Consider the following 20,854-nt stretch of genomic DNA (forward strand, 5'->3'; position numbering starts at 1 on the left):
AGTAATCAGTAGTTCACGGCAACGTTAATCACATCCGTATATGTGCCTTCCGGAATCGCGGCATTGTTACCGCCACCGGTGATTTGACCGAAAATCTGGTAGTTCGATCCCAGTACCGGGTCAGAAGTCCCGTTTGCCGTCAAATTGGTATTGTTGGCAATCGGCGTGCTTGAGGAGGATGAGGGGTAAAGGGTATAGGCAATAGCCGTTGTGGAGCTGGTGGTGCTGATCAGATAGCGCGGGCTGGCGGTAACGGTACCGTATACCGTAGCAGGCGCGGTGTTACTGCCGGTAATCTGCACGTTGTAGGTGTCACCTGCACTGCAGTTAACGTAGATACCACTGCCCGCCGACCCGGACACCGAGGCGCTCAGGGTGGTGAACGTTGACGGGCTGGTACCGAAGTTCAGGCTACCAAAGTTAATACCGGTCGTCCCGACCTGTCCGTTGACCAGGCAGCTGTTAGTCAAATTAAGGGTTGCGTTGATAGTGCCCGTGGCGGTATCAGCATAACCTGACGACATAACGCCGAGTCCAAGTCCACAGCCCAACAGGAAAAGCTTTATTTTCATAATCATTCCTTACCAATCAGAGTGAGAGAGTATTTTTTCCTGATGAAAACCTGTCTCTGCAATGCGCAGCAGAGCCGGTGATAAGGGCGACAATAGGACTGGCCAAAACGTATGGTGAAGAAATCTCTGTAACCCCTGTTAACTAATTCGGCGTTATCTGAAACAAATATAGGGCTAAGAAATGATTTGTGTGAAGTGAATTTTGGGCAAATCTCAAGCTATAAGATTATCGCTATGGATAAAAAAGTTAACCTGTTGTTTTGGAGGTTTTACTCATTTTATATCATTTTCTGATACGTCATAAAAAAGTACTCAAGATCTGTTTGAAGTTGTCAGGACAGTTTTATTTAGTTAGCTACGTTTATTAATTATAACGCTTTGTCATATTGAATGGCGGCGGTTTTTACTATTTATATTCTGACTTCAGGACCACCTGTAACTTGAAGAGCAAGAGTATATACTCTCCATCTCTCTTTATAGCAGCGAGTTACACAGTAGTGGCAAAATATGAACAGCTGGTCGGGCAAATTCGTCAGCAAATTGAAAGCGAAATATGGTTGCCGGGGGAAAAGTTGCCCTCGCTGCGTGAACAGGTCAGGTTGAGTGGTATGAGCATGATGACGGTAATGCATGCTTATCAGGTGCTGGAAAGCCAGGGATTGATCCAGTCGCGCCCGCAGTCGGGCTATGTAGTTGCGCCTCATGCCGAATTCCTCAGCCAGCCGCTCAGTCATCAGAAGGTACAGCTGGCAGAATCAGTGGATATCAACGCTTTCATTTTCGACGTGTTGCAGGCCTGTCGCGATCCGCGCATCGTGCCGTTTGGCTCTGCGTTTCCCGACCCGGAGCTGTTTCCCCAGCGTCAGATGATGCGTGCGCTGACCACCGTTTCCCACAGTATGAAAGCCGTTGATGCTCTGCTTAATTTGCCGCCAGGTAACGACGTTTTACGCAAAACGCTGGCACAGCGATATGCCTTGCAGGGCGTTCAGGTCGCGCCGGATGATATCGTTATCACCAATGGCGCGCTGGAGGCGCTTAACCTCTCTTTGCAGGCGCTAACCGAGCCGGGAGACTGGGTGGCGATTGAAAATCCCTCGTTTTACGGCGCGCTGCAGGCGATTGAACGGCTTAAACTGAAGTCCGTGGCGATTGCCACCGATCCGCAAACCGGTATCGATCTTGATGAGCTGGAGCGCGCGCTGGAGCGCTGGCCGATCAAAGCGCTATGGATGATGACCAATCAGCAGAACCCGGTGGGCTGTACGCTAAGCAGAGAGAAGAAGCAACGGCTGGTAGAGCTGCTGGCGCAGCGTGGCGTCTCGCTGATTGAAGATGATGTTTACAGTGAACTCTATTTCGGCAGTGAGAAGCCGTTGCCGGCAAAAGCGTTTGACTCAGGTGATACCGTTCTGCATTGCTCTTCATTTTCAAAAAATCTGGTGGCGGGATTCCGTGTCGGATGGGTAGCGGCGGGTAAACATGCCCAGCGTATTCAGCGGTTGCAATTGATGAGCACGCTGTCAACCAGTGCGCCGCTGCAGCAGGCGCTGGCAACCTATCTGAGTACGGGGAGCTACGACCGACATCTGCGGCGTTTGCGTCGGGTACTGGAACAGCGAAAGAATCTGGCGCGTCAGGCGCTGAAAAAATATCTGCCAGCCGGGGCGCGAATGAATGATTCGCACGGTGGCTACTTTTTGTGGATTGAACTGCCAAAGCAGATTAATACAACGGCGCTTTGCTACAGTGCGCTGCGCCATAATATCAGCATCGCACCGGGGAAAATGTTCTCCTCCAGCGAGCAGTACGCCAACTATTTCCGTTTTAACACCGCATGGTGGAGTGAGTCGCAGGAAACGGCGGTTGCCACGCTGGGCAGGTTGATCGCAGAGTGGCACCAGGGTTGACGGTTAGCGACGGCCTTTGCTTTATTTGGCCGCCCGGCATGATAAAGCAACGCCTCAGACCGTGGCTGCGCGTTTCTGGCCCCAGGTCAGATGAAACACGTCGTAGAAATCCACTTCGCCCTTTAGTGACAACAGTTTATTAATGCCTTGCTTAACGTTGTCCGGCACATTGTCACTGGCAAGAATATCGGATACGGCCTGTTGAGACAGGGTACGTACGTAATACCATTCGCCATTGTAGCAAACGCGCAGGTCAAGGGTATCGATATCCTCGAAGCGATATTTGGGATTGATATCCATCAGCATCAGTCCACTCATCAGCAGAACGAATAGGGTCGCGCCCCAGAATGCAGGCCAGCCAAGAAAGTCGGTGGTGAAAATCAGCGCAACGGTTAACGCGTAGCAGCCATACATCGAGGCCCAGAGACCGGGATGGGTTTTAAGGAACTTAAAGCTGAAACGTGGTTTGTTGTCGCGCTGCTCCTCACGATTTAACGTATCGATCTCGCGCAGCAGTATCTGTTTCACTTCTTCCATTGTATATCTCCGGTAGACATGTCGGGCAGAGTGCTATTAGACCCTGGTTTCAGTCATAACAGCAGACACAGTTTACGAGTATTAAGCTATAACAGTGACAATATGCGCCGGTGCGGCAGTAGTCAGGCTACCTCTCAGTGTGTAGACTCATCGCTTTATGCCGGAGCTGTGCGCATAAGCAACAGTGGGTGAATGAATGACGTTGAACAAAATCTTGCCATTATTACTCCTCTCCTGGCTGACAGCCGCGGTTAATCCGGCCCTGGCTGTTGACTGTGGCCTGAACTTAAGCGTGGCGGAATATACCGTTTGTAACAACCCACAGTTGCTCTGGCTGGACAGACTATATAATGATGTTTTCCATCAACGGGTCGCCGGGGACCCACAGCATGCTGCCAGGTTCGTGGCACCCCGTCAGGGATCGCCCTGGTGTACGAATACTCGCTGCCTTCGCGACGCTTATCTGAAGCAGATCGGTCAGTTATACGGTGCCGATCGTCCCTTTGACTGGGAAGGGACATGGTGGAATACCACCGCTCCCTCCGGTAACAGCGGTAACATCCTGATTAACGGCGATAACGGGCAGCTATTTCATATGGATGCCAGCGTAAGGGGCGGTGTCAACCGCGCGGTATTTGCTGGTGAAGTCCGGCGTTATGCCGGCGTTGGTTTTACCGATAAAATCATCTGGGGTGGAGACTGCGCCATCGTGCTGGTGCCATTGGCGGATGGCAGGTTGAAAGTGAGCAGTGATAGCGCCGGCAGCTGCAGCCTGCTATTACCGGGCGAGATGGCGATCGATGGCATTTATGTCAAGAGTCAGTCCGACCCGCGACCGCCTGCAACGTTGCTAAGTATTGGCATTTTTCCCGATCGGGCGACTGACGACAAATTCCGCCAGCTGGTAGGTGCGGACTATCAGCAATATGTCGATACCGCCACGGATTTCGCCAGAGGAAAGGACCTCGACAATCTTGGAGCAACCGTGATGGTCCTGTGGGTTAAAGGTCTGGCAAATCGTAAAGCCGCGATGATCATGATCACCCCAGCGGGAAAAATCTGGGCGCTACGCCTGGAGCCAGCGCAGAAAGGCAAGGGGGTAAAGCTGCACTATGCGACAAGCGAAAGCGACAAAAAAACGCTGCCTAAAACCCTCGCCAACTGGCAGGCGAGGTTTACCGATCGGTAATTGCACATTAATAGTAGCTATATATTTGCCCTGAGGGCGTAACGAGCAGGCGTTTGTCTTTAGAACGCACGGTGACAAAAGCGATGCCGTTACGCCCCGAATCACCGAGAATACTTTTGATCATGCGCGCCTGGTGACTTTCTGCAAAATAAACCAGTTGATAATCAAAAGTAACGCCTCTGAAAGCCGAATTATGCTGCTGCAAATAAATTTTGAGCACAAAGCGGCTATCATTCGGGCTGGTCAGGGTCATAATCGAGGTTTTACCGTTTGAGTCAATACTGGTGTCATACACTTCTCGCTGGCGTGACAGCAGGTCGTAATAACCCAATTGCAGATCCTCCCCGGCAAATTGCGGGGTTATCAGAGCTTCCTGCTGACCAGGCAGCTGTTTTATCAGGGCTGCCACCAGCAATGTCACCAGGGTTGCCAGCAGTAAACTAATTGACACAGTTTGCCATTTCATTCAGCTTTCTCTCACTTTCCCGGAAGATCAGAGCACTTAGCAGAGAACCGTTCATACGCCAGTTAACGATATTCATGGCCAGCTGCTTACTGTCGCACTGGCTTTTAAGCGTCAGAGTATAATTGAGCGAAACCCCGGAGGAAAAAAAGAACACCTCCATGTGCACCTGCTGCTTTTTAAGCTTCTGGTTGAGAGAATAAAAAGCGGGTTCCAGCTGTTTACTCAATTCAGTGGCGGCGGACGTCTTCTCGTTGCGACGATGTAATTCAAGCAGGCGAATGTTGCTGTATACCCCGGTATCCTGCTCGCGGATGTGCGTGCGGAAGAAGAGATCGTCGGGTAGCATTATCCAGATAAGCAGGGCAATTAAAACAGAGACTTGTAGGGGAACCAGCCAGTACCACAGCGGGTGAACGGATCGCCGCTGGCGATGTTCAGCTGGAGGAGCGGCAGCAGGATTGTGTGGAGCCAGCGCCACAGGCTCAGGCTCTGCATCCCTGAACGGCTCCTTCGGTGAATCGGCTTCTGCTAAATCTGTTTCTGCCTGCAGAGGGGGGACAAATTCGCAAAATTCAGCTTCAAGAATATAACCCTTCTTAGGCATGGTTCGGATAATTTTTTGCTGCTTACCATCATCCTCAAGCGCAATACGCAGCGCATGGATCGCGTTGGGCAGGCTGTTATTACCAATAACACGCCGCTCCCAGACCAGATGATTTAACTCTTCGCGCGAGACTATTTTCCCGGCATTTTCTGCCAGCACTCGTAGCAACTTAAGCTGGTACTCACCTAAACGACGTTGTTCGCCGCTGCTTTGATGGAGCAAAGTACCGGAAGCGAAATCAACGCTCCAGTGATTAATAATACAATCTACAGTCATAGTCGCCGTATATCATCTGATTTAGTGAGTTTTTCAAGGGGTTATCCTGATGCGTTATAATGGCAACAACGATATCTCATCAGAGCAGACATCTGTTTTAACTTAGTAGCAGATTTGCCAGTAACAGTCGGCATTATCTGCGCTGCGCGCACGCTAATTATAAACAGTTACCATTAAAAAATCTGATAATTAATTAGAGTTATAATGTTTTCTGTTTAAGCTAACAGCTTTAAAGCGAATGATTTATGTGATCTACGCCAGATAAAAGGATGACGGGTTAGCAAATAATGGCACAGTGTATTTAACGGTGTTGCAAACCGCTGCCTGCTCTCAGGTAGTTAGCGGCTCCCGGCCTGATGATGTTGTCACGATTGGCCGGGCAGCCATGTCAAACCCTCACCGTCGTTAGCCGTGTGAATTGCGATCCCGACTGATAATTTCTTACTGCTAAATTATGGCCTGAATGCATACCTTCAATTTGACGGACTGGCCTGGCGATAATCTTTCTGCGGATAGCCCGTGCTTAATCTTGAAAGCATACCAAACGGATCTGTTGCCGCATATGAATTGCCATCATTACGTCATCTTCCGCGCTTAGCCTGGCTATCGGCAAGGCTCCCTTAAATGATGATAAAAAGGATGATTGATGCGCTTCCTTATACCACTCCTGACAGCCGTGCTGCTGGTCAGCCCGCTCACCCAGGCCAAAAACGTCGCTGAACTGGCGCAGATCGCGGCGATAGCTAATGAAACCACGGCGGCTGGTAACAGCACGGCTGTTGCAGAGCTGGAAAAAAAGGTGCAAGGCTCGCTGATCGATACCTTAAAAGGAACAAGTGGCACGCTGACTCGCAGCCAGCTGGAGAAGGCGAAGCAGGGCCAGGCGCTGGCGGATAAGGTGTGGTTAACCGCCTCCGGTTACGACTTTGGCAGAAACCAGCAGCAGCAGCAGCAGGCGGATGTCGACCTGCTGGCTGCTTTTAGCCGTCTGCCGGCAACGACTTTACAGCAGAACCTCGCAACGGTGGAGGCTATCAATCTCAATGCAACCAGTGGGCTACGTCAACAGGCGCTGGTGGATGCCGAAGGGGAGAATTATCTCTTTTTCCTCGCCGATGCGCTCGGGCCACGCCTTGGTCAGGCATTTATCCGCGCTTATAGTCAAGGTAAGTTAAACAAAGCCGCAGCGCTGATCAAGGCGAGTGAAGTCAGCACCCGCTACGCGAAACAGCACTTCGGCTACACGCGACCGTTCCTGATCCCTGCTAACACCATCCATCTGGTGCCGGACAGTGCGGTAGTGAAAGATAACCATCCGTACAGCGCCAACGGTGGCTCGTTCCCCAGCGGTCACACCAATACCGGCTATACCGATGCTCTGCTGATTGCCGTGATGGTGCCAGAACGCTTTGTGCCGTTGGTGGATCGCGCAGCACGCTACGGCTACTCGCGCATCGTGCTCGGCGTACACTACCCGCTGGATGTCATGGGTTCACGCATGATGGCGCAGCGTAATGTGGCGTATTACCTCAATGACCCGCAGTACCGCGCCCTGTTCGAAGCGGCGAAGCAGCAGCTACGTACGGCGTTGGAGAAAGAGTGCGGCACGTCGCTGTCCGTCTGCGCGCAGGCACCGCAAAAGGATGATCCCTACGCGGCAGCACCCATGCAGACCTTCTACCGTTTTACGCTGACCTACCATCTGCCGGGCAATCGGGTACAGCCTTCACCCGTGCTGGTGCCGCAAGGGGCTGAAGTGCTGCTGGAAGCCCCGTTACCCCATTTGAGCGCGGCGCAGCGCCGTCAGCTGATGGTGAAGACGGCGCTGGCGGGCGGCTACCCGCTGTCGGGTAATGCTGAACAGAGCTTCTGGCAGCGTCTTAACCTGCACGATGCGGTGGCCGCAGCACAGTAGCCGTTCATCCTTAAGGGCGCACGCTGTCATGATCCGGCGGCGTCACTCTCTCTGCAACCCGGCACTTCCCGCCGATGGATACTTTAAGAAATTTTCTGACACATATTGTCATTGCTTTTTATTCGTCGTAGCATCCCCGTTCAAGCGTGAAACTGATAATAATAATCATTTTCTTTTGCGGGGTTAACGATGACGTTCTGGGGTAAAGTATTGATTCTGGCTGGCGGTTTGCTGACGTCAGCCCCTTTGCTGGCAGCACCGTTTGTGGTGGAAGATGTCAGCGGACGTAAAGTCGAGATTAAATCTGCGGTGCAGCGGGTGCTGCTTGGTGAAGGACGGCAGATCTACCTGCTGGCTGCGTTTGATACCGATGCGCCGTTCAAGCGCGTGGTCGGCTGGCGTGACGATTTGCCAAAGGCCGATTTTGACAGCTATCAGATTTATGCCAAGAAATACCCGTCTGTTGCCGCCCTGCCGACCTTTGGCGGAGCGAAGGATGGCACATTTAACGTCGAACAGGCACTGACGCTGAAGCCCGACCTGGTGCTGATGAATCTTGAATCTAAAGCCGCCACCGATGAGTCCGGACTGACCGAAAAACTGAGCAAATTGGGCATTCCGGTGGTGTTTATCGACTTCCGTGAAAAACCCTTTGAAAACGCTGAAAAGAGTATTCGCATCATGGGGCAACTGGTGGGCAAATCAGCGCGTGCTGAAGAGATCATCGCTTTCCGTCAACGGCAGATCGACATCGTCACCGACCGGTTGAAAAATTTCCAGGGCCAGCGGCCGAAAGTGATTCTGGATCGCGCGGGCGGCTATACGGAAGAGTGCTGCATGTCATTTGGTGATGAGAACTTTGGCCGTATGGTGGCAGTCGCCGGAGGTATTAACATCGCCAAAGGGCTGATTCCCGGCACTTTCGGTATGCTTAACCCGGAACAAATTATTGCCGCGCGCCCGGATGTGGTGGTGGTCACCGGCGCTAACTGGAAAAACTACAATACCGCAGGCGGCTGGGTTGGCGTCGGGCCGGGGGCGGATTTAACAGTAGCCCGCCAGCGGTTAAGCGCGCTAATGAAGCGCCCGGCGTTCCGTACTCTGCCGGTTGCTACCAATGGTAATGCGCATGCCATCTGGCATCAGTTCTACGACAGCCCGTATCAGTTCGTCGCTATTCAGGCGTTGGCGAAATGGCTGCATCCGGAGCTGTTTAAAGATATCGATCCGGATGCGACCTTCCGCGAGTTTTACCAGCGTTTTCTGCCGATTGACTATCAGCCAGGCTATTGGGTGACGCTGTCGCCGACGGCGGGGTAAAGCTGACTGCATATTAAAGGGCGGCCGCTGAAACAGCGACCGCCCTTTTTCAGGTTTACGGGTGACAGGCTGACTGAACCTGAAGGGTTATGCCTGGTGAGAATGTGCGCCGGGTTCGCTCATTTTCTTCAAATCTTTATCAACGAAGAATAGCGCCTGACCGCTGTTACCCACCAGCGCCAGTTTATCCAGCACAGATTTAAACAGCTTCTCCTCTTCATGCTGCTCGGCGACATACCACTGCAGGAAGTTAAACGTTGAGTAATCCTGAGTGGTCATAGCGGAATGCGCCAGCTCATTGATTTTGAGAGTAATCAGCTGTTCATGCTGATATGCCTGCTCCAGCACTTCGTTCAAAGAATTAAAGGTAACCGGGGGGGCATCAATGGTGCCCAGCACCGGCATCGCGCCGGTATCGCTCAGGTAGTTAAACAGACGCTGCATATGCTGCATCTCTTCTGCCGAGTGCTCGCGCAGAAAAGCGGCAGCGCCTTCAAAACCTTTGTCATTGCACCACGCACTCATCTGCAGGTACAGGTTGGCAGAATAGAACTCCAGATTCAGCTGATCGTTCAGCTGAGCGGTCATTTCGTAAGTCAGCATGATGACTCCTTTACCCATATTGGGCGAGATTAAACAGGCGATTTCATTGCATTATGCACCTGTTCAGCTTAAATAAAAACGCTTAATTATAGCTATGGCTAATTTAATATTCACGTCATGGCTATGTGTGGTAATTGATAATCATTCCATCATTAAAACTCTCTGATTCACGTTTTTAAATAAGTTTGATAACCATTCTTATTCAGGGTGAGGCGGCAAAGGACGAAATGAGAATCAATGCGCTTTAACTGTATTTTCAGCCAGAATTATATTTCATCAGGGCGACTTCAGCTATCCATATTCTGCGGCCACACCGGCCGCAGCGCTGGCTTTCCCTGTCCTGTGGAACGCTGTTGCCTTACTGGCGGCTGGCACGCAGCAAAGAAGGAGGCGGCCTGACATGAATAATTGTAGTGAAGCAAATGCCAAAACGCATGATTAAATGCTTTCTCTTATTTCCAACGACTTGCAGGCATCGCACTTGAAATATCAACTACCTCTTTGGTTATAATATTATTTTAATCATGCCGTTACCTCTGAAGGTTAAATTATCCCCCTGCTGGCATTAAAGGCAGAGCGTTTGGCTATTTCAGTCTGCCGGCAAGTTAAACCGGTACCGGCTGTGGTTAAAGAAAAAGGTGACTTGGACTGATAGGGCTATATATCAGCGAGATATCGGGTTGGCCGTGCTGTTTTAACGCGTCATTTCAGATAAGCCAGCATCAACCTGGCCCGGGCGGTTAGAAATTCATCTTTGGGTCAACCACACCTCACGCGCATCGCCAGTCTGATTGGACAGGCTGTTGGCGGCGATTGACAAGATGTAATGCGTCTTGTCGATCGGGTTCTAGATATTAATCTGTAAGGGTAGCGTCTGCTGCAATTTATCTGATAAGCGGTAAACGCATTTGAGCTGCGGAGTGAACTGCCGCAACGGCACGGTCGCACGGTCATGGTGGTGCTGCACGATCTGAGCTCCGCGCTGAACTATGCCGATAAGCTGGTGTTTCTCAAACAGGGGCGACAGGCAGGCATTGTCAGCGAGGCGAAAAACGGGCGTACGAAGTGAATGAAAAGCGTGTTGAACGTTGAGCTACAGACGCCAGTTCACCCGTTGATCGGCGCGCCCTTCTTTATGCCGCTGCGCCGGCGAGACGAGGGGCGGGGGATGAGTTTTCAAACCGTTGCGCTATGTCGTCGTCGCGGCACGCTGGTGAGCATTGCTCTCCTCGCGCGGGTGGCGGTGCCCTGAGCCACCTCGCTGACCATATCAGCATAATAGGGTAATTCTGAATTTTTCGTTACACCCAATCTATTGTCCCCTCGCGAGGAACCACATGGTACTTTCAGCCACTCACCGCCATTCCTCTGGTTCAGTGTGTCAATTGATAAGATTTGGGTGGGGTAACTGGTATTACCCGGCATTCTATCAGGGGAAGATGGCACTGTATCTGGATTACTATTCTCACTAATGGAGTCATACATGTATATGTATTTACCCTTTTTACTAGGCGCAGGCATTGTTTTTAGTATGCTTGCGGGAAAACGAAAGCTGTCTTATCTGTTTTGGTTCGCAGAACTGATTATTATCCTCGCGTGGTTGAAAGTTCATGCCACCACTGCGCTTCTCCTTTCGTTCTAGAGGTCACTATGCAATCGTCTGTTAAAAAAGATTTATCCCGCCCGCTGAATATGATCATGCTTATTCCGGTTATTGTCGCTTTACTTTGCGCATTTTATTTTCAGCTGAGGTATTACGATCTGCCATGCCCGCTTTGTCTGCTGCAACGTGCGGCTTTACTGCTGACAGGAGCGGGCCTGCTTTTTAACCTCTATTTTGGCAACAGAAAGCTGCATTATGGCATGGTCATTTTCGGTGCCTTAGCACTGGCCACCGTCGCCACCCGACATGTTTTCCTGCATATCATGCCCGGTGATACAGGCTATGGATTGCCGTTCCTTGGCATACATTTGTATACATGGAGTTTAATTCTGGCCGTGGCGTTAATCTTTGGCGTGGCAGTGACTTTAATGATCACCCCGGATGCCGCTACACCTTCTGTCGTTAATAAATCTATAACGCAGAAAATTCTTATGATTATTTATGCCTTGATTGTGGTGGCCAATCTGTTGTCAACAGTGCTGCAATGTGGCGGCGGTCAGTGTGATGATAACCCAACTTATTATCAGTTACTGAAATAGTTTGTCACGGGTACAACCTGTTGTAAATATCCATCAGGCCGGGAGTTACGGCCTGCTTAATAAGTAATTTGAGAAAATTAATAATGAAAAAAATTTTTTTTGCCGCTCTGCTGGCAAGTTTTGTGATGCCCACCAGTGGTTTCAGTCAGATTGTTGACTGGGAAAGTTCCGAGGGAGTTCAGCGGTTATCGCAGGCCGCCGTTAAGCAGGATTTCTTTGCGCTGGCTCCGCAATTTGAAGGTCAAAGTAATAAAGTCTATTGCGGGGTTGCATCGGCAACTATCGTACTGAATGCGTTACGCCTGCATGAAAATAAGCCAATTCAACCTGACACCAGCTCTATAGCCACCGAGGACCGTGCCTGGTTCCCGAAAAAGAACGGCTGGCTTCCGTTCTGGAATCGCTATACCCAGAACAGCGTGGTTGCTTACAGCAGCAAACCGCGTATAGAAATTTTCGGCAAACCAGAGGCTGCCGGTGCGCAGTCTGATTACGGCCTGCATCTTGAAGATGAACGCCGGCTGCTGACTAATGCCGGACTCAAGGTTAATGCGGTGACTGTCGATGATATCGCGCAACAGGATAAGATGAAGAATGAGATCATTGCCGCGCTTAAGCAGCCAGATTCTTTTGTCATCGTGAACTTTTTGCGTAGCGCCATCGGACAAAAGGCGACGGGCACTTTTCGCCTTTAGGGGCTTATGACGCTAAATCAGATTCATTCCTGATGATGGACGTATCGAACACGCAACATCCCTGGGTGTGGGTCGACAGCCAAACGCTATTCAAAGGAATGCATACGCTTGATGGCTCACAGTATCGTGGGTATCTGACGGTTGAAGAGTCTGAAAAACTGTAAAAATATTATTTATCATGAGGTTATCGCATCATCGCTAACCTCATTGTGCAAAGTAAAGAGATATCATTTCATGTCATGCAAGTTTGTTTTACGTTTTTTACTGGCGTACGGTGCCATTTCCACCTTTAACGCTCAGGCAGCTTCCGCTCCTGCCGTTGAGGCTCGCCACGGGATGGTTGTTAGCTCACAGGCAATTGCCTCACAGGTTGGGGTAGATATTCTCAAGCAAGGCGGCAATGCCATCGATGCAGCCGTTGCCGTCGGCTATGCTCAGGCAGTGGTTAATCCCTGCTGCGGCAACATTGGCGGCGGAGGATTTATGCTTATCCACCTTGCCGGTGGCAAAGAGACTTTTATCAATTTCCGTGAAACAGCGCCTGCCGCTGCCCGGGCAGATATGTATCTGGATGCTAATAAAAATGTCCGTTCTGACGCCAGCCTGCATGGCTACTCCGCCGTGGCCGTTCCCGGCACGGTGATGGGGCTGGATTATGCACAGACGCATTACGGCAAGCTAAGCCGCCAACAGGTCATGGCCCCGGCAATAAAACTGGCGCAGAAGGGTTTTATATTAACGCGTGCGGATAGCGATATTCTCGATACCACCGTCAGCCGCTTTCGACTGGATGCACAGGCTGCGCGCTGGTTTTTGCGCCCCGATGGCTCGCCGCTCCAGCCCGGCGATCGCCTGAAACAACCTGAACTTGCGGTGACCTTAAGCCATATTTCTCAGTCAGGTACGGATTATTTCTATCAGTCGCCCATTCCCCAGCGTGTTGAGGCTGCCGCGGCTAAAGGTGGCGGCATTATCACCGCGAAGGACTTCGCTGATTACCGCGTCACCGAAAGCGCGCCGTTACGCTGTCAGTACAGAGGCTACGAATTTATCTCATCCCCGCCCCCCAGTTCAGGCGGCGTAGCGCTGTGTGAAATGATCAATATCCTGGCCGGTTATGATATGCGCGCCCTGGGTTTCAATTCTGCCGACTCTGTCCACGTGATGACGGAAGCGATGCGTATCGCCTACTTCGACCGCAATAATTCGCTGGGCGATCCGGCATTTATCAACAATCCGCTGGATAAACTGTTGAGCACAAGCTATGCCGATCGGGCGCGGCGTACTATTCATCAAACGGATGCCACACCGTCTCAGCAGCCTGAAAATAAACAGGTCACAGGCGAACGCCCGGAGACGACCCACTATTCCGTAGTCGATGGACAAGGTAATGCGGTTTCGACCACCTACACGGTCAATGGCCGATTCGGTGCCGTGGTCATGGCGCCCGACACCGGTTTTTTCCTCAATGACGAAATGGACGACTTCACCACCAAAATCGGTGAAAAAAATATGTTTGGCCTGGTGCAGGGTGCCAGCAATGCCATCGCACCTGGAAAACGTCCGCTGTCTTCAATGTCGCCTACAATTGTTACGCGTAACAACCGCGTGTTTTTAGTTCTCGGGTCCCCTGGCGGCTCGCGTATTATTACCGCTTCGCTACAGGCTGCGCTGAATATTATTGATTACGGCATGCTGCCGCAGGAAGCGGTCGATGCGCCAAGGATCCATCATCAGTGGCTACCGGATGAAGTCTATTATGAACAGGGTGGACTTTCGTTTGATACCTTGAAACTGCTGCGCCAGCGCGGCTATAAAATGACCGAGCAGACGCCGTGGGGAGCAACTGAACTGATTATGGTTGCCCCCACGCTGAATGTGAATGAAAAAGCGGCCGACTCAGGCAATGATTCTGCCGTATCTGGCCAGTTGAGGCCCGGTTATCTGTATGGAGCAAATGACATGCGTCGACCAGCCGGTGCGGCAGTGGGCTTTTAAAACCTGCTTGATCTTGCAAGACGGGCAGTAAGGCTGCCCGTTGTTACACAGATCGTTAAGGAGCATGAAGTGGTTATCGGCCACTTCATGCTTTTTGCACTATCAATCACCGCAGCGACTACCGCATAAATGTCACCGCATCTGGCGGGGACAATTTAGTCAATTGCACGTTTATCACAACGAATTACAAATCCTCGCCGTTGCTGGCAATGACCTGCTTGTACCAGTTAAAGCTCTTTTTCTTTGAGCGCGCCAGGTCGCCGCTGCCGTCGTCGTTTTTATTGACGTGGATAAATCCGTAGCGCTTGTCGTACTGGCCGGTGGTGAAGGATACGCAGTCAATGCAGCCCCAGGGGGTGTAGCCCATCAGCTCCACGCCGTCTTCCAGCACCGCGATTTTCATCTGCTCGATATGCGCCTGCAAATAGGCAATGCGGTAGTCGTCGTTGATCTGACCATCGGCTTCCATCTTGTCGTAGGCGCCAAAGCCGTTTTCCACTATAAACATCGGTTTCTGATAGCGTTCCCAGAAGGCATTCAACGTGTAGCGCAGGCCGACCGGATCGATCTGCCAGCCCCAGTCGGATGCTTTCACATGTGGATTCGGGCGGCTGCCGGGGAAGCCTTCAATATGGCGGCCATCGTCGCTGTCCCTGGCCGAGAACTGCACCGCGTTACTCATATAATAGCTAAAGCCCAGATAGTCGGCGCAGCCCTCGCGCAGCGCCTGCTCGTCACCGGGCTGCATCTCGATCTGATAACCTTTGCGCTGCCACTCTTTGACGATGTAAGACGGATAGTAGCCGCGCAGATGCACATCGCCAAACAGATGGCGCTCGCGCATTGCTTGCTGGGCGAACATGACATCGTCCGGGTGGCATGACCAGGGATAGAGCGGCACAATCGCCAGCATACAGCCGATTTTTAGATCGGGGTTGATCTGGTGACCCAGTTTCACCACCCGGGCGCTGGCGACAAACTGATGATGCAGAACCTGGTACATCGCCTGCTCCGGCTTCTCATGATCGGTGAAAATCACCCCGGAGTTGCAGTAGCCGAACAGCGGATAACGCCAGTTGCGCTGGTTATTGATCTCGTTAAAGGTCATCCAGTATTTCACTTTGTGCTGATAGCGTTTCAGCACCACTTCGCTGTAGCGCACAAAGAAATCAACCACGTTGCGGTTCAGCCAGCCACCGTACTCTTTCACCAGATGCTGTGGCATCTCGAAGTGGGAAAGGGTGATCACCGGTTCGATATTGTACTTCAGCAATTCGTCGAACAGGTCATCGTAGAATTGTAAACCGGCTTCGTTCGGCTCCAGCTCGTCGCCCTGCGGGAAGATGCGCGTCCAGGCAATCGAGGTGCGGAAACACTTAAAGCCCATTTCGGCAAACAGCGCGATGTCTTCTTTGTAACGATGATAGAAATCCACCGCCTGATGGTTAGGATAGTGATGCGCTGCATCAACACCGTCGGTAATCACGCGATCCACACCGTGCGCGCCGCCAGACAGAACGTCGACAATGCTGGGACCTTTACCGCCCTGGTCCCAGCCGCCTTCAACCTGATGCGCCGCAACCGCACCGCCCCATAAAAAATCGTTTGGTAATGACATAATCTTTCCTTTCTGGTGAGATTAACTGCGTCTTGATAAGCCGTGCCGCACCGGCACGGAGAGAAAATTAATAATCAACCTGCTGGCTCAGTTGCGCGCCGTTGCTGCTGATAACGCGCTGATACCAGTGAAAACTCTTCTTACGATAGCGCGCCAGATCTTTCAGATCCTGTTCGTCGCGGTTGACATAGATAAAGCCGTAACGCTTGCTGATCCCCTGATGAGTACTGACCAGATCGATCGCTGACCACGGGCAGTAACCGAAGATCCGCACACCATCGCTGATGGCAAGCTGCAGCTGTGCCAGATGCTCGCTGAGATACTCAATACGGTAATCGTCGTAAATCTTGTTACCCTCCGCCAGCCGATCACAGGCTCCAAGGCCGTTTTCCGTGACCAGCAGCGGCAGCCGGTAGCGATCGTAGATTTCGCGGGCGGTAATACGAAAACCGACTGGATCGACGTACCAGTTAAACGGGGTCTTCGGCAGATGCGGGTTATTGGTGCCGACATACACGCAGCGGTCGGTACCGGCCATTTGCTGATCGACTCTGTGTTCTGCTGCCTTTTGCTCGCTTGTTTCCGCGGCAACGGTGGCGGAGGCATAGTAATTAAAGGCAATAAAGTCAGGCTTCGCCTGCTTCAGCAGGCTCATATCAGTTGCGCGAATGTCAGGCAGCCAGCCCTTTTCCTCCAGGAAGCGCCAGGCGACCGTGTTGTATCGGCCATGGCAGGCGAGATCGAGATACAGCCAGTTACGGATCGCGGTGAAATTATTCGCTGCCAGCACGTCTTGCGGTTTACTGGTGGCCGGGTACACGCAGGAGATATTCGGTGCCGGGCCAATCTTAGCCGCCGGCAGCATCTGGTGGCAGGCAATCATCACCCGCGCCTGTGCCAGCATCATATGATGGTTTTGCTGATACAGCGTTTTATGCGGGTTTGGCGTTCCGGCGGGCAGTGTACCGATAATATCCCCTTTGAGGATCATCATGTTCTGCTCATTAATGGTCAGCCAGTATTTCACCCGATCGCCGTAAAGCCCGAAGCAGGTGCGGGCAAAATGCTCAAATGCGTCGATGGTGGCCGGGTCAGACCAACCGCCTTTTTCCTGTAGCGCCCAGGGAAGATCGAAATGGTACAGCGTGACCAGTGGCTCAATGCCATGTTCAGTCAGGGCATCGATCAGCCGCTGGTAGAAGTCCACGCCTTGCGCATTCCGCTCGCCAATGCCCTGAGGAAACAGGCGGCTCCACGAAATGGAAAAACGGTAGGTTTTCAGCCCCAGTTCAGCGAACAATGCCACATCCTCGGCAAAGCGGTGGTAGTGATCGCTGGTAACGCTGAAGTCACTGAGGCGCGGGTCAAACTGTGCCTTATCGATCACCGATGGCCCTTTGCCATCCCGATCTGCCGCGCCCTCAACCTGATAGGCCGAAGTGGATGCTCCCCATAAAAAATCGTCAGGGAAGGGTGTTAAACCAGGGTATTGCATCCTTAACTCCTTGTTATCTGTTGCGGCACAGTTTCAGTGACCGACCAGGCTACTGCCTGGACTGTTTCAATAACTGCACTTCGCGGTGAAGAATAATGATCTCTTCTGCCAGTTCGCGACACAGCATGGCGCTCATCAGGTGATCCTGGGCATGCACCAGGATCAGGTTGACCGGCACCTTGCCGACCCCTTCGTCTGCCCCGATTAGCGCGGTTTGGATCTTGTGCGCGGCCCTGGCGGCGGTGGTTGCGGCCGCCAGCTGGCGATCCGCCTCTTGCCAGTCATAACTGCGTGCAGCACGCAATGCCTGCATCGCACAGGAGCGTGCTTCACCAGCCTGAATAATCAGCTCCATCACCGTTGTTTCCATATCCATGCTCAGTTCTCCACCGCGCTCAGTTTGTCTTCAGCCGCAGCGGGCTGTTCCTGTTGTAACAACTGGCGTTCATACATTTTGAAGAACGGATAATAGATCAGTGTCGAAATCACAATCAGCACGCCGATCAGAATCACGGCGCGATAGTCCCAGCCGGTGGACCACGCGGCACCGACAGGGCCGGGCGTGGTCCAGGGAGCAAGTGATACGACATGATTCACCATATCGGTGCGGGTGGCGATCCAGGCGATAATCGCATTCACCACAGGAGCGGTGATAAAGGGAATAAACAGCAGTGGGTTCATCACTATTGGAGAGCCGAAGATAATCGGCTCATTGATATTGAACATGCCCGGAACCAGGCCCAGTTTGGCAATAGAGCGCAAATGCGCCGAACGGCTACGCAGGTAAAGGAACACCAGGCCCATGGTCGAACCGGAACCGCCAATGACGATAAAGAATTGCCAGAACGGCTCGATGAAGATCTGACTGATGGGTTCTGCGCTGTTCAATGCCTGCTGGTTAATCCCAAGGTTGGTGAGCCAGAATGCCTGCAAAATACCGCCGACGATCACCGCCCCGTGGATGCCTGCAAACCAAAGCAGGTGGCAAAGCAGCACGGCAATCAGCACCGCTGGCAGGGAGTCAGACGCAGAGATGACCGGTTTGAACACGGCCATAATCGCCTGTGGCAGCAGCATGCCGAACTGATCCTGAATCAGTAGGTTGAGCGGAAACAGCGTCAGGAAAATGGCGAGGATCGGGATGAGCAAGTCAAAGGACTGACGTATTTTGGGCGGCACCTGTTCCGGCAACCTGATGCCAATATGGTGTTTTTGCAGTAAGTGCATTAGCTCGGTGGAATAAAGGCTGACCAGAATCGCAGTAAAAATACCTTCTCCTCCCAGTGAGCCGACCGGCAAAGCGCTGTTGCTCTGCGGTGCGGCCACCACCAGGAATGACATTAACGCCAGGCACGCGGCCATAAAGCCGTTCATCTTGTAGCTGATGGCGAGGTTGTAGGCGATAGCGGCAGCGATATACACCGCCATAATGCCCATCGTCATGTTGTAGGGCATCATGATTTGCGCGATATGACGATCCACCAGCCCCAGCCACCATTGGGCAAACGCCCACTGACTATCAGCAGCGAACGGCGGGTGAGCAAATAGCAGCATAAATGAGCCAACAATCAGGAATGGCATCGAGGAGATAAAGCCGTCTTTGATGGCCATAACGTGGCGCTGACTGGATAAACGTGCAGCAACAGGGCCGATGCGGTTTTCAATAACGGCAAACAGGCTCTCGCTGAGGCTGCTCATTGGGCAACCCTGGCATTTTCAATCATCGACAGTGCTTCAGCCAGAATCTTCTCGCCGTTCATGGTGCCGTAATCCATGGTGTTGATAACAGCGATGGGTTTATTCAGCTCCCCGGCCAGCGGGGCAAAGTCTGCCAGTTTATATTTGATCTGTGGGCCAAGCAGACAGCAGTCGCACCCGCTAATCTGCTCGTTAAATTCGTCAAGACCCACCGCGTTAATGTCGACCGCGATGTTTTTTTCCTTTGCCGCTTTTTCCATGCGTTGTACTACCATGCTGGTGGACATACCTGCGGCACAACAGAGTAATATTTTATTCATGGCGGGTCTCCAGTCTGTTTTATATATAAATAGCCGAAGAAGCTCCGTTTCTGCAACCGGTTTCATATTATTTGATTTGTTCTGTGATCGCGATCTCAATTGATCGGGATCCTCCACGGGAAAAGGTTAAACTTTACGCTCCATCGCTATATCAAATTTGATGTTAATTATATAACCCCGGGATGAATTAAATATATAAACCGACGGTAAACTTGTCGATTTTTTGCGCATCGTCATGCGTCTGGACGAAAATAATGTTATTTATTTCAATGTCTTATTTTATTAAGTTGGGCGGTAAAGCGAAACAGGCTATTATGGCAGCCATGATTTAGCTTTAAGGATGAGATGATGATTACTATGCTGGACGTTGCAAAAAAAGCAGGCGTTTCTAAAGCGACCGTTTCCAGGGTATTAGCAGGAAATAATTATGTCAGTAAAACCACTCAGGAACGGGTATTTAAAGCGATTAAAGAGACCGGATATCGGCCTAATTTACTGGCGCGTAATTTGGCAACCAGCAAATCACAAAATATTGGGTTGGTAGTGACCAATACCCTGTATAACGGCCCCTACTTTAGTGAATTGTTATTCCAGGCTGCGACCATGACCGAACAGCACGGTCGCCAGCTGCTCCTTGCCGATGGCAAGCATGATGCACGTCAGGAGCGGCAGGCTATCGAGTTTCTTCTCGATTTGCGCTGCGACGCGATTATTATTTATCCACGCTTCCTCAATACTGCCGAGCTGGATGACATTATTGCGCGAACCAGCAAGCCGATCATTGTGGTCAATCGGCAGCTGGAAAAACATCCCGCGCACTGCGTCATCGCCGCTCATGAGAAAAACAGTTTTGAGGCGGTTAATCACCTGGTGGCTCAGGGGCACCGTGACATCGCTTTTATCCGTGGTGCATCCGGCTCGCCAACCGGGCTTAGCCGCTTTAACGGTTATCTTAAGGCATTACGGGCGCATCACATTGTCCCGGATGAGCAGCGGGTAACAAAGGGGGAATGGACACTGCAAAGCGGCTATGCAGCGGCGCAGGAGCTGCTGGCGCGCGGCGCGCAATTTACCGCCCTGGTTGCGAGCAACGACGATATGGCGATCGGCGCTGCGCGTGCGCTGCACCGTGCCGGAAAGCGCATCCCACAGGATGTCTCGCTGCTCAGCTTTGATGATATCCCGATGGCGTCGTTCTTTGAGCCACCGCTCACCACGGTGCATGTACCGGTCGGTGAGATGATCCAGCATACCCTGGATAAGCTGGTTCTGATGCTGGACGGGCAGTCCAGCGAACCGCTGTCAGCCATCGAAGGCCGCCTTATGATTCGCGATTCTGTGGCCCCCGGCCCCTGGCGGGACCGTGAATAATTTTTCTTCTCGCTGGGAGGGTTGTGAAGCATTTCTTCCCGACTTTTGCCCGGCGCGCACGGCCG

Annotated in this window: 19 protein-coding genes and 2 pseudogenes; 11 read left to right on the plus strand and 10 right to left on the minus strand. The window is 52.0% G+C overall.

What is annotated here, in order from left to right; genetic code table 11:
• Positions 1-5: 5 nt before the first annotated feature.
• Positions 6-572: a spore coat protein U domain-containing protein gene (locus JGC47_RS02530; protein ID WP_004155280.1), complete on the minus strand. Its 567-nt coding sequence runs from the start codon at positions 570-572 to the stop codon at positions 6-8.
• Positions 573-1,069: 497 nt separating this feature from the next.
• Here JGC47_RS02530 and JGC47_RS02535 point away from each other — a divergent pair, with 497 nt between their 5' ends.
• Positions 1,070-2,482, plus strand: coding sequence for an aminotransferase-like domain-containing protein (locus JGC47_RS02535; protein WP_013036246.1), 1,413 nt, complete (start codon positions 1,070-1,072; stop codon positions 2,480-2,482).
• 54 nt (positions 2,483-2,536) lie between these two features.
• Here JGC47_RS02535 and JGC47_RS02540 read toward each other — a convergent pair whose 3' ends face one another.
• On the minus strand, positions 2,537-3,019 hold the full coding sequence (locus tag JGC47_RS02540) for a YlaC family protein (protein WP_004155284.1): 483 nt from the start codon (positions 3,017-3,019) through the stop codon (positions 2,537-2,539).
• A 196-nt stretch (positions 3,020-3,215) separates the two neighbouring features.
• Between JGC47_RS02540 and JGC47_RS02545 the strand changes: the two genes are divergently transcribed.
• Positions 3,216-4,208, plus strand: coding sequence for a lysozyme inhibitor LprI family protein (locus JGC47_RS02545; protein WP_004155286.1), 993 nt, complete (start codon positions 3,216-3,218; stop codon positions 4,206-4,208).
• Between the two features lie 7 nt (positions 4,209-4,215).
• On the opposite strand, the gene JGC47_RS02550 is transcribed toward JGC47_RS02545, so the two are convergent.
• Together JGC47_RS02550 and JGC47_RS02555 are read right to left on the minus strand one after the other, a co-directional pair.
• On the minus strand, positions 4,216-4,674 hold the full coding sequence (locus JGC47_RS02550; protein WP_004155287.1) for a hypothetical protein: 459 nt from the start codon (positions 4,672-4,674) through the stop codon (positions 4,216-4,218).
• Positions 4,649-5,554, minus strand: coding sequence for a transcriptional regulator (locus JGC47_RS02555; protein ID WP_004155288.1), 906 nt, complete (start codon positions 5,552-5,554; stop codon positions 4,649-4,651). The genes JGC47_RS02550 and JGC47_RS02555 overlap by 26 nt, the downstream gene beginning before the upstream one ends.
• Before the next feature lie 646 nt (positions 5,555-6,200).
• Here JGC47_RS02555 and JGC47_RS02560 point away from each other — a divergent pair.
• The gene (locus tag JGC47_RS02560) at positions 6,201-7,469 is read left to right on the plus strand and encodes an acid phosphatase (protein ID WP_004155289.1); all 1,269 of its coding nucleotides are present in this window, start codon (positions 6,201-6,203) and stop codon (positions 7,467-7,469) included.
• Positions 7,470-7,658: 189 nt separating this feature from the next.
• Positions 7,659-8,789: an ABC transporter substrate-binding protein gene (locus JGC47_RS02565; protein WP_004155290.1), complete on the plus strand. Its 1,131-nt coding sequence runs from the start codon at positions 7,659-7,661 to the stop codon at positions 8,787-8,789.
• A gap of 87 nt (positions 8,790-8,876) precedes the next feature.
• Here JGC47_RS02565 and ftnA read toward each other — a convergent pair whose 3' ends face one another.
• Positions 8,877-9,392, minus strand: a complete 516-nt coding sequence (gene ftnA / locus JGC47_RS02570) for a non-heme ferritin (protein ID WP_004155291.1) — start codon at positions 9,390-9,392, stop codon at positions 8,877-8,879.
• A 931-nt stretch (positions 9,393-10,323) separates the two neighbouring features.
• Between ftnA and JGC47_RS17935 the strand changes: the two are divergent.
• The 6 genes and pseudogenes from JGC47_RS17935 to ggt all read left to right on the plus strand — a co-directional run.
• Positions 10,324-10,435 (plus strand): annotated as a pseudogene (locus JGC47_RS17935) (cobalamin/Fe(3+)-siderophore ABC transporter ATP-binding protein); the annotation flags it as partial.
• Between the two features lie 26 nt (positions 10,436-10,461).
• On the plus strand, positions 10,462-10,644 hold the full coding sequence (locus tag JGC47_RS02575) for a hypothetical protein (RefSeq protein WP_004155294.1): 183 nt from the start codon (positions 10,462-10,464) through the stop codon (positions 10,642-10,644).
• Positions 10,645-10,923: 279 nt separating this feature from the next.
• The gene (locus JGC47_RS17490; protein WP_229023897.1) at positions 10,924-11,034 is read left to right on the plus strand and encodes a DUF5993 family protein; all 111 of its coding nucleotides are present in this window, start codon (positions 10,924-10,926) and stop codon (positions 11,032-11,034) included.
• An 8-nt stretch (positions 11,035-11,042) separates the two neighbouring features.
• Positions 11,043-11,594 (plus strand): disulfide bond formation protein B, encoded by a 552-nt coding sequence (locus JGC47_RS02580; protein WP_004155295.1) that lies wholly within the window; start codon positions 11,043-11,045, stop codon positions 11,592-11,594.
• 83 nt (positions 11,595-11,677) lie between these two features.
• Positions 11,678-12,453: pseudogene (locus JGC47_RS02585) on the plus strand (phytochelatin synthase family protein).
• Positions 12,454-12,523: 70 nt separating this feature from the next.
• Positions 12,524-14,287: a gamma-glutamyltransferase gene (gene ggt / locus JGC47_RS02590; RefSeq protein ID WP_004155298.1), complete on the plus strand. Its 1,764-nt coding sequence runs from the start codon at positions 12,524-12,526 to the stop codon at positions 14,285-14,287.
• A gap of 184 nt (positions 14,288-14,471) precedes the next feature.
• On the opposite strand, the gene JGC47_RS02595 is transcribed toward ggt, so the two are convergent.
• The 5 genes from JGC47_RS02595 to JGC47_RS02615 form a co-directional block, all read right to left on the minus strand.
• Positions 14,472-15,905, minus strand: a complete 1,434-nt coding sequence (locus JGC47_RS02595) for a 6-phospho-beta-glucosidase (RefSeq protein ID WP_004155299.1) — start codon at positions 15,903-15,905, stop codon at positions 14,472-14,474.
• Between the two features lie 67 nt (positions 15,906-15,972).
• Entirely contained in the window at positions 15,973-17,400 is a 1,428-nt protein-coding gene (locus JGC47_RS02600; protein ID WP_004155300.1) for a glycoside hydrolase family 1 protein, read from the minus strand.
• Positions 17,401-17,449: 49 nt separating this feature from the next.
• Complete coding sequence (locus tag JGC47_RS02605; protein WP_004155301.1) at positions 17,450-17,776, minus strand: PTS lactose/cellobiose transporter subunit IIA; 327 nt, start codon at positions 17,774-17,776, stop codon at positions 17,450-17,452.
• A 2-nt stretch (positions 17,777-17,778) separates the two neighbouring features.
• The gene (locus JGC47_RS02610; RefSeq protein ID WP_004155303.1) at positions 17,779-19,098 is read right to left on the minus strand and encodes a PTS sugar transporter subunit IIC; all 1,320 of its coding nucleotides are present in this window, start codon (positions 19,096-19,098) and stop codon (positions 17,779-17,781) included.
• On the minus strand, positions 19,095-19,418 hold the full coding sequence (locus tag JGC47_RS02615) for a PTS sugar transporter subunit IIB (RefSeq protein WP_004155304.1): 324 nt from the start codon (positions 19,416-19,418) through the stop codon (positions 19,095-19,097). Before JGC47_RS02615 ends, JGC47_RS02610 begins: the two co-directional genes overlap by 4 nt.
• Before the next feature lie 345 nt (positions 19,419-19,763).
• Here JGC47_RS02615 and JGC47_RS02620 point away from each other — a divergent pair, with 345 nt between their 5' ends.
• Complete coding sequence (locus JGC47_RS02620) at positions 19,764-20,789, plus strand: LacI family DNA-binding transcriptional regulator (protein WP_004155305.1); 1,026 nt, start codon at positions 19,764-19,766, stop codon at positions 20,787-20,789.
• The last annotated feature ends 65 nt before the right edge of the window (positions 20,790-20,854 follow it).

Origin of the sequence: Erwinia amylovora (genome assembly GCF_017161565.1) — a bacterium.
Taxonomy (GTDB): Bacteria; Pseudomonadota; Gammaproteobacteria; order Enterobacterales; family Enterobacteriaceae; genus Erwinia; species Erwinia amylovora.

Coding starts and splice junctions, on each gene's coding strand:
- JGC47_RS02530 (WP_004155280.1), bottom strand. CDS start 572: ATGAAAATAAAGCTTTTCCTGTTGGGCTGTGGACTTGGACTCGGCGTT.
- JGC47_RS02540 (WP_004155284.1), bottom strand. CDS start 3,019: ATGGAAGAAGTGAAACAGATACTGCTGCGCGAGATCGATACGTTAAAT.
- JGC47_RS02545 (WP_004155286.1), top strand. CDS start 3,216: ATGACGTTGAACAAAATCTTGCCATTATTACTCCTCTCCTGGCTGACA.
- JGC47_RS02550 (WP_004155287.1), bottom strand. CDS start 4,674: ATGAAATGGCAAACTGTGTCAATTAGTTTACTGCTGGCAACCCTGGTG.
- JGC47_RS02555 (WP_004155288.1), bottom strand. CDS start 5,554: ATGACTGTAGATTGTATTATTAATCACTGGAGCGTTGATTTCGCTTCC.
- JGC47_RS02560 (WP_004155289.1), top strand. CDS start 6,201: ATGCGCTTCCTTATACCACTCCTGACAGCCGTGCTGCTGGTCAGCCCG.
- JGC47_RS02565 (WP_004155290.1), top strand. CDS start 7,659: ATGACGTTCTGGGGTAAAGTATTGATTCTGGCTGGCGGTTTGCTGACG.
- ftnA (WP_004155291.1), bottom strand. CDS start 9,392: ATGCTGACTTACGAAATGACCGCTCAGCTGAACGATCAGCTGAATCTG.
- JGC47_RS02575 (WP_004155294.1), top strand. CDS start 10,462: ATGAAAAGCGTGTTGAACGTTGAGCTACAGACGCCAGTTCACCCGTTG.
- JGC47_RS17490 (WP_229023897.1), top strand. CDS start 10,924: ATGCTTGCGGGAAAACGAAAGCTGTCTTATCTGTTTTGGTTCGCAGAA.
- JGC47_RS02580 (WP_004155295.1), top strand. CDS start 11,043: ATGCAATCGTCTGTTAAAAAAGATTTATCCCGCCCGCTGAATATGATC.
- ggt (WP_004155298.1), top strand. CDS start 12,524: ATGTCATGCAAGTTTGTTTTACGTTTTTTACTGGCGTACGGTGCCATT.
- JGC47_RS02595 (WP_004155299.1), bottom strand. CDS start 15,905: ATGTCATTACCAAACGATTTTTTATGGGGCGGTGCGGTTGCGGCGCAT.
- JGC47_RS02600 (WP_004155300.1), bottom strand. CDS start 17,400: ATGCAATACCCTGGTTTAACACCCTTCCCTGACGATTTTTTATGGGGA.
- JGC47_RS02605 (WP_004155301.1), bottom strand. CDS start 17,776: ATGGATATGGAAACAACGGTGATGGAGCTGATTATTCAGGCTGGTGAA.
- JGC47_RS02610 (WP_004155303.1), bottom strand. CDS start 19,098: ATGAGCAGCCTCAGCGAGAGCCTGTTTGCCGTTATTGAAAACCGCATC.
- JGC47_RS02615 (WP_004155304.1), bottom strand. CDS start 19,418: ATGAATAAAATATTACTCTGTTGTGCCGCAGGTATGTCCACCAGCATG.
- JGC47_RS02620 (WP_004155305.1), top strand. CDS start 19,764: ATGATGATTACTATGCTGGACGTTGCAAAAAAAGCAGGCGTTTCTAAA.